16 protein-coding genes are annotated in these 14818 nt (G+C 62.8%); 5 read left to right on the top strand and 11 right to left on the bottom strand.

Annotated features, from left to right (window positions below; genetic code table 11):
- Positions 1-141: 141 nt before the first annotated feature.
- The gene (locus tag EN804_RS01360; protein WP_189524218.1) at positions 142-432 is read left to right on the top strand and encodes a DUF983 domain-containing protein; all 291 of its coding nucleotides are present in this window, start codon (positions 142-144) and stop codon (positions 430-432) included.
- Positions 433-526: 94 nt separating this feature from the next.
- Complete coding sequence (locus EN804_RS01365) at positions 527-799, top strand: helix-turn-helix transcriptional regulator (protein ID WP_135917936.1); 273 nt, start codon at positions 527-529, stop codon at positions 797-799.
- Between the two features lie 256 nt (positions 800-1055).
- On the opposite strand, the gene EN804_RS37050 is transcribed toward EN804_RS01365, so the two are convergent.
- Complete coding sequence (locus tag EN804_RS37050) at positions 1056-1205, bottom strand: hypothetical protein (RefSeq protein WP_189522135.1); 150 nt, start codon at positions 1203-1205, stop codon at positions 1056-1058.
- A 145-nt stretch (positions 1206-1350) separates the two neighbouring features.
- On the opposite strand from EN804_RS37050, the gene EN804_RS01370 reads away from it, so the two are divergent.
- Positions 1351-2262 carry an agmatinase gene (locus EN804_RS01370; RefSeq protein ID WP_135917935.1) on the top strand — a complete coding sequence of 304 codons (912 nt, stop codon included), beginning with the start codon at positions 1351-1353 and terminating at the stop codon, positions 2260-2262.
- A 50-nt stretch (positions 2263-2312) separates the two neighbouring features.
- Here EN804_RS01370 and EN804_RS01375 read toward each other — a convergent pair whose 3' ends face one another.
- The 5 genes from EN804_RS01375 to EN804_RS01395 form a co-directional block, all read right to left on the bottom strand.
- Complete coding sequence (locus EN804_RS01375) at positions 2313-3197, bottom strand: aldose 1-epimerase family protein (protein ID WP_135918538.1); 885 nt, start codon at positions 3195-3197, stop codon at positions 2313-2315.
- A 191-nt stretch (positions 3198-3388) separates the two neighbouring features.
- Positions 3389-4105, bottom strand: a complete 717-nt coding sequence (locus EN804_RS01380) for a Bax inhibitor-1/YccA family protein (RefSeq protein ID WP_135918539.1) — start codon at positions 4103-4105, stop codon at positions 3389-3391.
- A gap of 24 nt (positions 4106-4129) precedes the next feature.
- The gene (locus EN804_RS01385; RefSeq protein WP_127872379.1) at positions 4130-4903 is read right to left on the bottom strand and encodes an anti-sigma factor; all 774 of its coding nucleotides are present in this window, start codon (positions 4901-4903) and stop codon (positions 4130-4132) included.
- Positions 4900-5418 carry a sigma-70 family RNA polymerase sigma factor gene (locus EN804_RS01390; RefSeq protein WP_246693339.1) on the bottom strand — a complete coding sequence of 173 codons (519 nt, stop codon included), beginning with the start codon at positions 5416-5418 and terminating at the stop codon, positions 4900-4902. Before EN804_RS01390 ends, EN804_RS01385 begins: the two co-directional genes overlap by 4 nt.
- 102 nt (positions 5419-5520) lie before the next feature.
- A complete protein-coding gene (locus EN804_RS01395) occupies positions 5521-6132 on the bottom strand; it encodes a histidine phosphatase family protein (protein WP_127281258.1) in 612 nt (203 codons plus the stop codon).
- 129 nt (positions 6133-6261) lie between these two features.
- On the opposite strand from EN804_RS01395, the gene EN804_RS01400 reads away from it, so the two are divergent.
- Complete coding sequence (locus EN804_RS01400; protein ID WP_127872561.1) at positions 6262-7446, top strand: amino acid aminotransferase; 1185 nt, start codon at positions 6262-6264, stop codon at positions 7444-7446.
- Positions 7447-7535: 89 nt separating this feature from the next.
- Positions 7536-8360, top strand: coding sequence for a nucleoside triphosphate pyrophosphohydrolase (gene mazG, locus EN804_RS01405; RefSeq protein WP_127872376.1), 825 nt, complete (start codon positions 7536-7538; stop codon positions 8358-8360).
- A 62-nt stretch (positions 8361-8422) separates the two neighbouring features.
- On the opposite strand, the gene hflX is transcribed toward mazG, so the two are convergent.
- The 5 genes from hflX to EN804_RS01430 all read right to left on the bottom strand — a co-directional run bounded on the left by hflX (position 8423) and on the right by EN804_RS01430 (position 14798).
- Positions 8423-9811, bottom strand: a complete 1389-nt coding sequence (hflX, locus tag EN804_RS01410) for a GTPase HflX (protein ID WP_127872375.1) — start codon at positions 9809-9811, stop codon at positions 8423-8425.
- Entirely contained in the window at positions 9812-10057 is a 246-nt protein-coding gene (gene hfq / locus EN804_RS01415; RefSeq protein WP_006202172.1) for an RNA chaperone Hfq, read from the bottom strand.
- A gap of 144 nt (positions 10058-10201) precedes the next feature.
- A complete protein-coding gene (locus EN804_RS01420) occupies positions 10202-11065 on the bottom strand; it encodes a D-amino-acid transaminase (protein ID WP_127279996.1) in 864 nt (287 codons plus the stop codon).
- 96 nt (positions 11066-11161) lie between these two features.
- Entirely contained in the window at positions 11162-12523 is a 1362-nt protein-coding gene (locus EN804_RS01425; RefSeq protein ID WP_015317919.1) for a sigma-54 dependent transcriptional regulator, read from the bottom strand.
- Positions 12513-14798, bottom strand: a complete 2286-nt coding sequence (locus EN804_RS01430) for a PAS domain-containing sensor histidine kinase (protein ID WP_167531435.1) — start codon at positions 14796-14798, stop codon at positions 12513-12515. The genes EN804_RS01425 and EN804_RS01430 overlap by 11 nt, the downstream gene beginning before the upstream one ends.
- Positions 14799-14818: the final 20 nt, after the last annotated feature.

Genomic DNA, 14818 nt, shown 5'->3' on the forward strand with positions numbered 1-14818 from the left:
TAGGTGTTTTAACCATTGAGTGTCATGTATTATACATTATCATTGATGGACAAAGGAAGCGACAGATTTGCACGGCCGACCCTGCCAGTCGCCCTTTCACGAGGCTTGGTGGGCCGATGCCCTAACTGTGGTCAGGGGAAATTGTATCGCACCTACCTGAAGCAGGTGGAGCGTTGCGCAGTTTGTGGAGAACACTTTGGTGACATAGAATCTGACGATGCGGCGCCTTGGTTCACCATCCTCATTGCGGGCGTCTTTGCAGCCCCCTTGTATTTCTTGTTCCAAGGGCTTCTTCTGTCACACTTCGCCGTCACAATGGTATTGATCTCTCTTATTATTGTAGCGCTGATACTGCTTTTGTTACCACGCATAAAAGGCGCTTTGATCAGCGCGTTCTGGTTTTCGCGGCTTAAAAACGACGAGCCGGGATGATCCCTTTACTGATCACCATTGCCGTCTTTCCATACGCCGTCGCGTTGGTCGATGACTGTTTCAATGCGGAGCAGCGTAGCCTGGAGACCAAAATGTGATTAGCGCTTCGCAGATTCGCGCAGCCCGGGCATTGCTTGGAATCGACCAGAAAAGCCTAGCTGAGCGTGCCGGCATTTCCCTGTCAGCCATCCAACGAATGGAGGCCGGCGAGAGCGATCTACCTGGCGCGTTTGACATGCGGAAGAACGTCGTAATCGCCCTCAGAGCAGCAGGGATCGAGCTGATTGGCGATCATGAGCGCAGTGGCGGCGGAGGCCGAGGCGTGCGCCTGGCGCATCCTGTCGGTCTGGCAGGCCGGATGCATTGATTGCCCCGACGGCGTCGTAAGGACGACACCGATCAATCGGCGAGGTCTCGACCTGAGAAGCAGGAAAGATGAACACGTATCATCCAATGGGCCAATGAAGCGACGATACACAGAACATCAGGAGCCAACTGGTAGCTGGTCGGTCGGTTTGTTCGGGAAGAACCCATTCCTGCCCCTCCACTACACTCGGAACATAGATCTTCACCCGACCTCCTGGCCCTCGTCCGCTCCAGGCAGTGAAGCCCACTAATGCCGCTCACCTCCTGAGGTCTTCGGCCTCGCAGCGGATTTTCGAACACGCCGCCGATACCGGCGCGTCGATCGAGACAATACATCCGTTTTGCGGACCGCCCGCACCCAACATATCACTGTAGATGACGCGGCGGTGCCGCGCGATGCTCTCCATGTGTGTTCCTATATCCGGATCGGATCAGCGCAGCTTCGAGCAGGATGCGATGGATCTGGATGCGCTCGATGGAATCCGGCATACAAAGCAACCACCCTGCTCCAATCCACTCATCATGCGTCGGCGGGACTGAAGGCGATCAGAAATGACCACTCGATCTTCCTTTCTAGGCTTGCCCGATCGCCTCGCCGATGGCACGGCGCCCCGCGCGGTAATCTTCGGAGCTGGTCACGGCAGCACCTATCCCGGCAAAGACAGCAGCGGTCATGCCTTGGCCGCCGAGGCCATCCGCTTTGCGAGCCAGGGTGATGCCGCGCTCGTCGAGCACTGGGATTTCGATCTCGGCGGCCCGCTGTTCGACGGCAGGCCGATCTGCTGCGTCGACGCCGGCGACATCCTGACCATCATGCATGACAATGCCGGCAACCGTGCCCGGATCGAGGCGAAGACGCGCGAGATCCTGTCATCGCCGGCCGTGCCCATCCTGCTCGGCGGCGACGATTCCGTGGTCAGTCCCTTCCTCGCCGGCTTCGCGGATCACGGGCCTGTCTGGATCCTGCAGATCGACGCCCATATCGACTGGCGTGACGAAGTGCATGGCGAGCGCTACGGCTACTCCAGCCCGATGCGCCGGGCGAGCGAGATGGCGCATGTCGCCGGCATGGTGCAGGTCGGATTGCGCAGCGTCGGCAGCGCACGCCTCGCGGAAATCGAAGCGGCGCGGCACTATGGCAGCCGTTTCGTCACCGCCCGCGAGGTTCACGCCCTGGGTGTCGAAGCCGCCCTGCGCCATATTCCGGAAGGCGCGCGGGTCGTCGTCACCTTCGACTGCGACAGTCTCGACCCAGGCATCATGCCTGGCGTGGCCGCGCGTACGCCCGGCGGCCTCACCTATACGCAGATCATCGATCTCATCGCAGGCCTCGGCAAGCGGGCGAGGATCGCCGGATTCGATCTTGTGGAGCTCTATCCGCCAAACGACATTGACGGCCTGTCGGCGCTCATCGCCGCGCGCCTTCTCGTCAATGTGATCGGCGCCGTGGTCCGGCAGGTTTGAAACCCGACCTGAGGTCGAATACGGCTCCGGTCCCCGGCTTGCAGGAAACTTTACCGAGGCCCCTGCTCCAGCCTGATCCGGTAACTCAGCGAACGCTTCGCGCCCGGCGCGATCAGCATCAGGCCCGGCTTGTCGGTGAGCTCGCCATCGAAATCCAGCGGGCTGGCAATACCGTGCCAAGGCTCGATGCACAGGAACGGTGCGCCGCCGGGTTTGGACCAAATGCCCAGTTCTTGAAATCCCTGCCATGAGACCTCGATCGCCGGACCGCGATCGGCGCTGTAGCGAACGCTGCTGCTGGCCGGCTGGTCCAGGATCACGGCGTCCCCATCAAACAGCCGTTCGGACACCTCGAGGATATTGCCTTTGACAGGCGTTGGCTGCGGCGTCGCGGTGAGCAGGCCATCCTTCAGCCGGCGGATCGGAGCGCGCTCTGCTTCGGCGAACGTCAGGCGATGGGCATCCTTGGCTACATCGGGCAGAAGCGGCCAGTTGAACGCCGGATGCGCCCCGATCGAGGCCGGCAACGGGTCGTCGCCAGTGTTGGTGACCTCTAATCCTATGTCGAGTTGCCCCTCGCCCAGCGTATAGGTCACGGCCAGGCGAAATGCGAACGGGTAGTGCGTTCGGGTTTCCGCGTCATCGGTGAGCACCAGCGTGCAGGACCGCGGGCCCCTCTCCGCCCACACAAAAGGCTTATCGCGCGCGAAGCCGTGCTGCGTCATCGGATAGGTTTGGCCGCGATGGCGCAGCTGATCGCCCTTCAGCCGGCCGACGATCGGAAACAGCACCGGCGAATGGCGCCGCCAGGCCGGTCCGGCCTGCCACAGGAACTCAAATCCTCGTGCATCCCGCAGCGAAACCAGTTCCGCGCCATCCGCGACGATGGTTGCCGATATGCCGTCACCGTCGAGCGTCAGGCTGTCCTGTCCCATATGTCCTCGCGGTTTGTCTGGTGTGGCCAGCAGGCTAGCAAATGGCCGGGCTCGAACTCAAGGCCGCCGACCCATTTGCATTTATGAACATCGACGGCGCCGCGGGCCAAGCGTCGTCTCGAATGAAAAAGTGGCCGGAGGTTTCCCTCCGGCCACGGCAGAATGCCAGATGTTGCCTGCTACGGTTCGGACTATTCCCGCTCGCCGGTGAAATTCAGCAGCAGCTGGAAGATGTTGATGAAATTCAGATAGAGCGAGAACGCACCGAAGACGGCGAGCTTCTGCCGCGACTCCGCATCGAAATTCTCCGCATACTGCTCCTTGATCGTCTGCGTATCCCAGGCGGTCAGGCCGATGAACACGGCGATGCCGATCACCGAGATGGCGAACTGCAGCGCGGTCGAGCCGAGGAAAATGTTGACGATGCTGGCGATCACCACACCGATCAAGCCCATGATCAGGAAGGACGAGAACTGCGTCAGGTCGCGCCTGGTCGTGTAGCCGTAGAGGCTGGTGGCGCCGAACATGGTGGCGGCGATGAAGAAGGTGCGCGCGACACTGGTTCCGGTGAAGACCAGGAACACCGAGGCCAGCGACAGGCCCATGACGGCACAGAAGGCCCAGAACATTGCCTGCGCGCTTGCCGCCGACATGGTCTGCATCTTGAACGAGAACAGCAGCACGAAAGCGAGCGGCGCCAGCATCACCACCCATTTCAGCGGGCTGGAAAAGATCGGCACGTAGAGAGCGGGCGTCGACGACACCAGCAAGGCGACAAGGCCCGTAACCACCAGGCCGAGGCCCATGTAATTGTAGACGCGCAGCATGTGCTGGCGCAGGCCCTCGTCGTAGACGGCTCCGGTCCGGGCGCCTGTGCCCACGCGGTATCCAAGATTGGGCGTATTCATTTTCAGGTCTCCTTTGTGGATCGGTCAGTAAAGCGTTCTGGCGAGCGTTTCGGCGGCGCGGTCGAGATCATGAACCTCGCTCTTCGCGACAACCGCGTAGGCGACATCGCCGATCTGGAAGTAAGCCGAGGAGATATCGCCGGAGGGCGCGACCGTCGGTTTGACCACATCGAAAGTGCCCGGCCGGATTGCGAACAGCGACACCAGGCCCATCTCCTTCGTTTCAACAGCAATCTCGACACTCGGGCCGAAGCGCGACGGATAGATCTGCACGTCGCGGACTTTCCAGTCCGTCGGCAGGGATGGCATGACAATGGCGGTGGCGGCGCGGATCTCGCCGGCATTGTAATTGGGCGCCTCGGTCTGCGAGGGCATGTTCTCGCGCAGCAGCGTCGTCCTATGTGCCTGTACCGCCTCGTCGACATAGGCGGGCGGCTGCGGCGAAGCGACGACCTTTGTCACCGATATCGGCCCGATGATGCCGTTGGCCAGCCAGCCGGCGGCAACGAAAGCAGCAACCGCCGCCGCGCGTTGCAGCACGCCGAAGATACGGCCCCGGCCAAGTCCCCTCTCCAGCCGCCGTGCGGCATCGGCCGTTGCTGGCCGCGCCATGCCACCGGAGCCAGCCAACGCCACGCGCAGTTCGTCGCGGGTGCGCAGATCGGACATCACGCGCGCGGCCGCCGCCGGACGCGCGGCCAGGAAAGCCTCGACCTCGATGCGGCGGGTGACGTCGAGCTGGTCGTCGACATAGGCGTCGAGATCGGCGTCCGTAACCGGGTCGACAAGAGCGGTCATGATTCGCCTCCCACGATCCTGAGATGATTTTTGCCACGGGCGGGCGCCTCTTCCATTTGGCGCAAAGCCGCGCGCGCCCTGCCGATACGCGACATCAGCGTGCCCAGCGGCACGCCGCTGGCATTTGCCGCCTGCTGGTAGGAGAGGCCCTCGATGGCGACCAGATGCAACGCCGAGCGCTGCTCTTCCGGCAGGCTGAAAAAGGCTTCGCGCACCTGCGCCAGGCGCACGGAATGTTCCTGCGGCGCCGGCGTGCTGCCGTCGGCCAGATATCCGGCCTGTTCCAGCCGCGCCGCTTCCGAACGGCGCGAACGCACGCGGTCGATGAAGGTGTTGTGGACGATCGACAGCAGCCATGCCCGCAGGTTTCCTCCCGAGCGGAAGGTGCCGCGCCGCTCATAGGCGCGCACCAGCGCGTCATGCACGAGATCCTCGGCCTCGACGCCGTCGCGCGTCAGCGAGCGCGCATAGCGCCGCAGCGACCCGAGCTGTCCTATGATGTCAAAGCGTGGCATCGACGGTTTCATGCCCTGTTTACGGAGCATGTGGGGACTTTAATCCCGCTGGCGCCATTTTTTCTTCGCTGGAGGATATGTCGGCGGCTGCCCTCACCTCGCTCAGTTGTCGTAGGCGCCCTCTGGTCCAAAGTGTTTTGCCGGTTTGGGAAGCGTTACGCCGCAGGCGCGGAGCATCCACCTGTGGCCATCGCTGCGAAAATCCGTGATGCTCAGCGGCTCGACGTCGATCTTCCAACTGGCGGCAAGCGGCGCGCCGAGAACATGCAGGATCGCGGCGCGGATGACGCTGGCATGCGTTACTGCGATCGTGTGGCCACGTTCGGCGATCAATCGATCCATCAATCCAGCCGCCCTTTGGGCAACCTCGGCCAGCGATTCGCCACCATGCGGGGCCGCATTCGGATCCGTGCGCCAGGCGCCGATCTCGTCGGGCTGTCGCGCCTCCACCTCGTCAAGGCTCTTGCCTGCCCATCGTCCGTAGTTCTGGTCCGCCAGCGTCGGATCGACAGATGCATCCAGCGATAGCGCCTGCGCGGTCTGACGGGCGCGAAGCGCCGGCGCTGTCCACACACGGTCGGCGCGACGCAGCGTCCCGCGCATCGCGTTTGCCAATGTCAGCGATCGTGGCTCCAGCGGTTCATCCGAAGGAAACGATCCTTTCCGGGTCGCCGCCGTGGCGCCGGCGCAGATCATAGTCAGACGGACGAGCATGGAGCATGCTTTCTCTGAAGTGGGTGGAAGCTGTACCAACAGTGCCGCCTTTCATGCCGGCGCACCGAAACCGCTGGTGAAACGTAGCCAATTTGCGTATCACTCCGCCGCGCCAACGGAACCATAATGATGTTCGAAGACCTGCAGCCAGCTCCCGCCGACAAGATTCTTGCGCTGATCGGCCTCTATCGCGCCGATCCACGCCCTGGCAAGGTCGACCTCGGCGTCGGCGTCTACAAGGATCGCGACGGCAAGACGCCGGTCATGCGCGCCGTGCGCGAGGCCGAGAAGCGGTTGCTGCAGGGACAGGATACCAAGACCTATCTCGGCCTTGCGGGCGATACCACTTTCAACACGGTGATGGCCAAGCTCGCCTTCGGTCCGGGTGCCGACCTGTCGCGTATCCGGGCAGCACAGGCGCCTGGCGGCTCCGGCGCGCTGCGGCTGGTGGCGGAACTGCTCAAGCGCACACGGTCGGACGCGACGGTCTGGGTCTCCGACCCGACCTGGCCGAACCATATGCCGGTGATGCGTGCCGCCGGCCTGCAGATCCGCGAATATCCCTATTTCGATGCGGCCTCGGGCGCGGTTCGTTTCGACGATATGCTGGCCGCGCTACGGGGCGCCAACAACGGCGACGTGGTGCTGCTGCATGGCTGCTGCCATAACCCGACCGGCGCCAATCTCGACGCGGCTCAGTGGGAGGCCGTCACGGATCTGGTCGTCGAGCGCGGCCTGCTGCCATTTGTCGACATCGCCTATCAGGGCTTTGGCGACGGCCTCGAGGCGGACGCACTCGGTTTGCGACTGTTGGCCGCGAAGGTGCCGGAAATGGTCGTGGCGTCGAGCTGTTCGAAGAATTTCGCCGTCTACCGCGACCGTGTCGGGGCGGCGATGGTGCTGGCCAGGGACGGCGCGCAGGCCGACGTGGCGATGAGCCAGATGCTGTCGGCGGCGCGCGCCATGTATTCGATGCCGCCGGACCATGGCGCGGCCGCGGTGCGCATCGTGCTGGAAGACGCCGCGCTGCGTGCCGACTGGGAAGCCGAGCTCGAAGAGATGCGCCTGCGTATGCTGCGGCTTCGGGTCGCGTTCGCCGAGGCGTTGCGCCGGCAATCCAATTCCGATCGCTTCGACTTCGTTGCCAGCCATCGCGGCATGTTCTCCCGGCTTGGCCTCACGGAAGCGCAGGTCGAACGGCTGCGCGCCGAGCACGCCGTCTACATGGTCGGTGACAGCCGCATCAACGTGGCCGGCCTGCCCGAGGACGGCATGGATGACCTCGCCAAGGCGATCGTTTCCGTGCTGGACTGATGAAACGGGTACGGTGCAGCTGTGGACAAAGTCCCCTCGCCGGCTGACAGCGTTGGCCGCGCGGCGGTCGGCGCGATAGCATCCGCCGCATGACACCATCGAAAGATATTTCACGCCTGATCGAGATCATGGCGGCGTTGCGCGCGCCGAAGACCGGCTGTCCGTGGGACATCGAGCAGGATTTCTCGACCATAGCCCCTTATACGATCGAGGAGGCCTATGAGGTGGCGGACGCCATCGCGCGCGGCGATCTCGACGACCTGCGCGACGAACTCGGCGACCTCCTGCTGCAGGTCGTCTACCACGCGCAGATGGCGCAGGAGGCCGGAGAGTTCGCGTTTGGCGACGTGGTCCAGGCCATCACCACCAAGATGATCCGCCGCCATCCGCATGTCTTTGGCGACGAGAAGGCTCGCAGCGCCGGCATGGCCAAGGGCATGTGGGAGAAGATCAAGGCGCAGGAGAAGGCCGAGAAGCGGCAAGCCCGCCTCGCGCGTGGCCTCGACCCCGAGGATAATGGCAAAGGCTTCCTGGACAGTGTTCCAGTCGCCCTGCCCGCCTTGACGCGAGCGCTGAAACTTCAGGAAAAGGCTGCCCGTGTCGGCTTCGACTGGAGCGAGGCCGTTCCCATCCTGGACAAGATCGAGGAAGAGATCGGGGAGTTGCGCGAGGCTCTGGCCAAGGGCGAAACGGCTGACATCAAGGACGAGTTCGGCGACACGCTGTTTGCCGTCGTCAATCTCGGCCGTCACTTGAAGCTCGACTCGGAAGCGGCGCTTGCCGGCACCAACGAGAAATTCCGCTCACGCTTCCACTACGTCGAGCAGGCCGTGGAGAAATCCGGCGGCACGCTGGAGGAAGCGACCCTGGAGGAAATGGAAGCGCTCTGGCAGGAAGCGAAAACCGCGACGTAAGCCTATAGCTCGGCAATGCCGGGCGAAAAACCGCGATACACTTTTCCTGGAGTTGTTGCGCGTTAGCCGTTGTTTTTGCGCCGCAATCGGCTTTCGATCTCTTCGCGAGCGCTTTGCGTGGCCTTCAGTGAAATGGTGGCGCTGCCGTCGTCATTGTCGGTCCGCGAAACGACGTCACCATTGCGATAAAGCCAATCGACCAAGCCAAACTGGGCCGGCTCGATCGTCACCGTCAGGTCTTGCAGCTCGCCGGCCATTCGCGTTTCGATGACCGCTTTCAGCACATCGATGCCTTCGCCTGATACCGCCGATACGGCGATTGGCGGTTCCTTGCTGCCGTCGGCGCCGTCGGCAAGCAGCCGGTGCCTGTTGCCTTCGTCCAGAAGGTCGATCTTGTTCCAGACTTCGATGACGCGCTTGGCGTCGCCGGCATCGACGCCGAGGTCGGCGAGGATGCGCTCGACATCCTCGGCCTGAGCCGCCGTATCGGGATCGGAAATGTCACGCAGATGGAGAACGAGGTCGGCCTCGACCACTTCTTCCAGCGTGGCGCGGAAAGCCGCGATCAGATGCGTCGGAAGGTCCGAAATGAAGCCCACCGTGTCGGAAAGTATAATCGGCGTGCCATGCGGCAGGCGTACGCGGCGCAGTGTCGGGTCAAGTGTGGCAAACAGCATGTCCTGCGCCAGCACCCCTGCCCCGGTCAGCTTGTTGAACAGCGTCGACTTGCCGGCATTGGTGTAGCCGACGATCGCCACCACCGGAAACGGCACCTTCTTGCGCTTGGCGCGATGCAGGTCGCGGGTGCGGCGCACGGTTTCCAGCTCGTGCTTCAGCTTTATGATCTTTTCCTGCAACTGACGCCGATCGGATTCGATCTGCGTTTCACCGGGGCCGCCGAGGAAGCCGGCACCGCCACGCTGACGCTCCAGATGGGTCCAGCTGCGCACCAGGCGGCCCTTCTGGTAGTTGAGATGGGCAAGCTCGACCTGCAGCGTACCTTCCTTGGTGCGCGCCCGCTCGCCGAAAATCTCCAGGATCAGGCCGGTGCGATCCAGCACCTTGGCGTTGAATTCCTTCTCGAGATTGCGCTGCTGCACCGGCGTCAGCGGATGGTCGACGATGACCACTTCCGCATGGCCCTCCTTGACGATTTCGGCGAATTCCTCGACCTTGCCGCTGCCCAGCAATGTCGCCGGACGCGGGTCGTTGACGGTCACGACGGCCGTATGGATCAGATCAAGATCGATGGCGCGGGCAAGGCCGACTGCTTCGTCGTGGCGCGCCTCGGCCGAGCGCGTCAGCCGGGGACGGCTCGTGTCATCGTCATTACGCGGTTGGCGGGTAAGCACCGGTACGATGACAACGGCCCGGGTCGGGGCTTCGGCCGCCCCGGGATGATGCGCTGGTTTTCCGCGAACCGTGCCGTCCGCGTCCTTCTCACGTGCCAATCAGGCGCCCTGGCTTTCCTCGCCATCGAACATCTGAACCGGCTGGCTCGGCATGATCGTGGAAATGGCGTGCTTGTAGACGAGCTGGGAGTGGCCGTCGCGGCGCAACAGGACGCAGAAATTGTCGAAGGAAGTGACCACGCCGGTCAGCTTCACGCCGTTGATGAGAAAGATGGTGAGCGGGTTCTTGCTCTTGCGAACTGAGTTCAGGAACAGGTCCTGAAGGTTTTGCGATCGTTCCGCCATTGTTTTTGTCTTTCGCCGATCCCCTTCGGTTTGCAGCCAATGCGCCAAATTAGCGGGCACATGTCAAGCGCGCAAACACCCTCTTGCCGTCAGTAACGACAAGCAGAACGAGATATATTGATGTTCATTCCACCTGTGCGGTTATCAGGCTGGACTTTTTTCCGCAATGTCAAAAAAGGCTTGCCGCAACGAAAGTGTTATTGAGCCGGGGTGTCCATTGGCTATGGGATCACCGTCAATGGCCACGATTGGCATGGCAATAGTCGTCGCCGAACTGATGAATGCTTCGCGAGCCGCCTTGGCCTCGGCGACGGAAAATCCACGCTCCTCGATCTTCAGGCCGAGCTTTGCGGCGACTTCGAACATGGTGGTGCGCGTGATGCCGCGCAGAATGCCATGTTCGGCCGGCCTGGTGACCAGAACGCCGTCCCTGGTAACGATCCAGGCATTCGACGAGCCGCCTTCCTTGACGTTGCCATCCGTGTCCACGAACCAGGCTTCCTGGGCGCCGGATTCCTTGGCCTTCTGCTTGGCCAATACATTGGGCAGCAGCCCGACGGTCTTGATGTCGACACGGTCCCAGCGGTTCTCCGGCACGGTAATGACCGCGATACCGGTCTCGGCTCGTTTCGTGCCGGCGGCAGGATCCGCCTTCCTGGCGGTCACCACCAAAGCCGGCTTCGTGTCCGCCGACGGAAAAACGAAATCGCGGCTGGCGACACCGCGCGTCACCTGAACATAGACCAGACCGTCGACGACATGATTGCGGTTGACCACCTCGCGCAGGATCAGCGGCAACACATTGCGTGTCACCGGCCAGGCGATCGACAGCTCGGTCAGCGAGCGGTTCAGGCGGGCAAGGTGGCGCGGCATGTCGACGATGAAGCCGCGCGCCACCTCGCAGACCTCGTAGACGCCGTCGGCGAACTGATAGCCGCGATCCTCGATATGCACGGAAGCGTCAGCATGAGCGACGTAGCGCCCGTTGACATAGGCAATGCGCGGCATTGGCGACCCCTGGAAAATTCTCGGGCTTTCTTATGCGATTCCGCCGCCGCCGTAACCGGCAAATGCTTGGCCCAGGCGCGGCTGATGGACGCCGCGTCAGACGCCCAGCGACTTCAGCTTGCGATGCAAGGCGGAACGCTCCATGCCAATGAACTCGGCCGTCTTCGAAATGTTGCCACCGAAACGGTTGATCTGGGCTATCAGATAGTCCTTTTCGAACTGTTCGCGCGCCTCGCGCAGCGGCAGCGCCATGATGTGCTGGTCCGACTGGTTCGGCGTGCGCGGCATGACATCGCCGATTTCGGACGGCAGCAGATCGGCGGTGATCGGCGCGTCGACGTCCTCGCCGCGCGCCAGGATCATCAGCCGCTCGACATTGTTGCGCAGCTGGCGCACGTTGCCCGGCCAGTTGTGCGCCTGCAGCACGGCCAGCGCGTCATCGCCGATACGGCGCGGCTTGATGCCGGCCTGGCGGGCGATCTGCTTCATGAAATTGTCGACGAGATAGGGGATGTCCTCGCGCCGCTCGGCCAGCCCCGGCACCATGACCGGAACCACGGCGAGCCGGTGGTAAAGATCCTCGCGGAAACGCCCGTCGGCGATCATTGCCTCCAGGTTCTGCGAGGTCGAGGAAATGATGCGGACATCGACCTTGACCCGCTTCGTGCCGCCCACCCGCTCGAACTGCTGTTCGACCAGCACGCGCAAGATCTTGTTCTGCGTCTCGCGTGGCATGTCGGCCACTTCGTCGATGTAGAGAATGCCGCGATGGGCCTCCTCCAACGCTCCCACCTTGCGCTCGACCCCGTTCGATTCGGTGCCGAACAATTCGATCTCCATGCGCTCGGGCGTGATGTTGGCGGCGCTCAGCGTCACGAACGGCCCGCCCTTGCGGGTCGACAGCGTATGGATGGCGCGCGCCGCCAGTTCCTTGCCCGAACCGGAGGGGCCAACGATCATCACGCGGCTGTTGGTCGGCGCGACGCGCTCGATGGTCTGGCGCAACTGGCTCATCGCCGACGACATGCCGATCAGGTCGAAGGTCTCGCCGCTGCGCAGCTTGAGGTCGGAAACCTCGCGGCGCAATTTCGAGGTCTCGAGCGCGCGTTCGGCAATGAGGATCAGCCTGTCGGCCTTGAACGGCTTCTCGATGAAGTCATAAGCGCCGCGACGGATGGCGGAAACCGCCGTTTCGATGTTGCCATGGCCTGAAATCATCACCACGGGCAGGTTGGGGTGCATGGTCTTGATCTCGTCGAGCAACGCCAACCCGTCCAGGCGCGAACCCTGCAGCCAGATGTCCAGGAAGATCAGCCTCGGCGCTCGATCGGCGATGGCCGCCAGGGCGCTGTCGGCATCGAATGCCGTACGGGTTTCATGACCCTCGTCACTCAGGATGCCCGCGACGAGTTCACGGATGTCTTCCTCGTCATCGACGATGAGAATATCAGACGCCATTACCGACCTTTTCAGTTTCTCTTTCGTGGTCCGCCCTGCTTTCGCCGCGCGGCGGCGCGCCGGTCGCGGGCGGCAGGACGATGCTGATCATCGCGCCGCGCCCGCCATGGAAATCCGCGGGCGCGTCATGGAGTTCCAGCCTGCCGCCATGGTCCTCCACGATCTTCTTGACGATAGCGAGACCAAGCCCAGTGCCCTTTTCACGTGTGGTCATATAGGGCTCCAGCAAGCGTTGGCGATTCTCGCGCGGCAGGCCTTTGCCATTGTCGATGACGTCGATGCGAATCGCGCCATTCTGGCGGCCGGCTTGAATCCGGATTATGCCGTGCGAACCGTCCTTCTGTTCCAGCCCGTCGATCGCCTCGGCGGCATTCTTGATCACATTGCCGAAGGCCTGAGCCATCAACCGGCTGTCGAAAGTGCCCTTGAGCGGTTCGTTGCCGAATATCCGCTCGAAGGTGATGTCGGCACGGCTGACTTCGACCAGGAAAGAGGCCTCGCGCAGCGATTCGCGCAGGTCGATGGCTTTCATCTCGGGCTTTGGCATGCGCGCGAAGGCCGAGAACTCGTCGACCATGCGGCCGATGTCCTCCACCTGCCGGATGATGGTGTCGGTACACTGGTCGAAAACTTCGCGGTCTTCGGTGATGACCTTGCCGTAGCGGCGCTTGATACGCTCGGCGGAAAGCTGGATCGGGGTCAGCGGGTTCTTGATCTCGTGGGCGATGCGCCGCGCCACATCTGCCCAGGCGGACGAACGCTGGGCCTGAACCAGATCGGTGATGTCGTCCACCGTCACGACATAGGATTTTTCCTCCGAGCCGTCATCGCCTGCCTCGATGGTGACCTGCACGTTAAAGGTCCGCTCGGCGCCGGCTCGATAGAAAGTCACCTGCTCGCGATAGACAGGTTTGCCGGACTTGCGGCCGATCTCGAAGACACGGCCGACATGCGGGAGGACCGCGGAAAGGTTTTGCCCGAGCGCCGCGCTGGCGGAAATGGCCAGCATCGATTCGGCAGAACGGTTGACGATGGTGATGATGCCGTAAGGGTCGACGCCAATGACGCCGGCGGTGACACCGGCAAGCACGGCTTCGGAAAAACGCCGCCTCTCGTCGATCAGGTCCTTCGCCGACAGAATCTCGTTGCGCTGTGATTTGAGCTCCAGCAGCATCTTGTTGAACGTATCGCCAAGCGAGGCGACATCGCCATCGGATGGCCGCACCGGCACCGCAACGTCGAGATTGCCGGTCGCGACTTCGTCGGCAGCGCCGATCAGCTGACGGATTGGCCGCACCAGCCGGTCGGCAACAGCGATGCCGGTCCAGATCGCCGACAGGATGATGATCAAGGTGAGTGACAAATAGGGCAGCGCAAATGCCACTTGCGAGGTGCGCCTGTTATCCTCGAGATTGCGATACTCGTCGGTGTTGGACCTGACGATCTGCCGCGCCTTGATCACCTCGGGGTCGACAAGTCGGATAGTGTAGAGATAGAGGCCCTCGATCTCCCGCAGCTTGACGATGGCGCCCATGATGTTGCGCGTGCGCGGCTCGATCAGCACCGGCTTGCCGTCTGTGGCGGTGGCAACCGCTCCTTCCGGCGGTTCCGGCATGGCGAAATCGGCATCGGTCTTGGCGCTCATGACGAAGGAGCCGTCGGGCTTGATCAGCGCGGCATGCGCCAGCGAGCGGCCCACGGCTTCCTTGTTCATGAGGTCGAGAAAGCCGGTGCGATCGAGGCCGTAGAGCGTGCGGGACGAATCGAGATCATAGGCCATCGACAGCGTCGTGCCCTGCAGATTGCGGGCGTTCTCCTGCACATAGGCGTCGGCGATCGACAGTGAAGAATTGACGATCGTCTTGGTGCGAATCTCGAACCAGCGATCAAGGCCGATATCGAGCGTTATCGAGGCGATGATCGCCACCATGATGGCGGGAATGGCGGCAACCAGCGCGAACATGGCAACGATGCGCACATGCAGCCGAGAAGCCGCCTTGCCATGGCGGCGCGCCATGACGATGCGATGCACCTCCCGCCCGACCAACGCGATGAGAACGAGCACGAAGGCGGCGTTGAGCGCGATCAGCGCCCAGGTCGTCTTGGCGTCAGGCGCAATCGGCGTCGCTCCGACCAGGATGGCGAACGAGATAGCCGCCATGACCAGGGCACCGACGACCGCCACCACGCCGGGCAGCGCCAGCAGCCGGCGCCCGTCGCGCGCGCCAGGTTCGCTGAAAAGCGGTTTGTTGAGTACAGGTGCCTGCGGAGCCATGTCGCCGTCTAGAGCCAGTG

Source organism: Mesorhizobium sp. M8A.F.Ca.ET.161.01.1.1, assembly GCF_004792105.1.
Classification (GTDB): Bacteria; Pseudomonadota; Alphaproteobacteria; order Rhizobiales; family Rhizobiaceae; genus Mesorhizobium.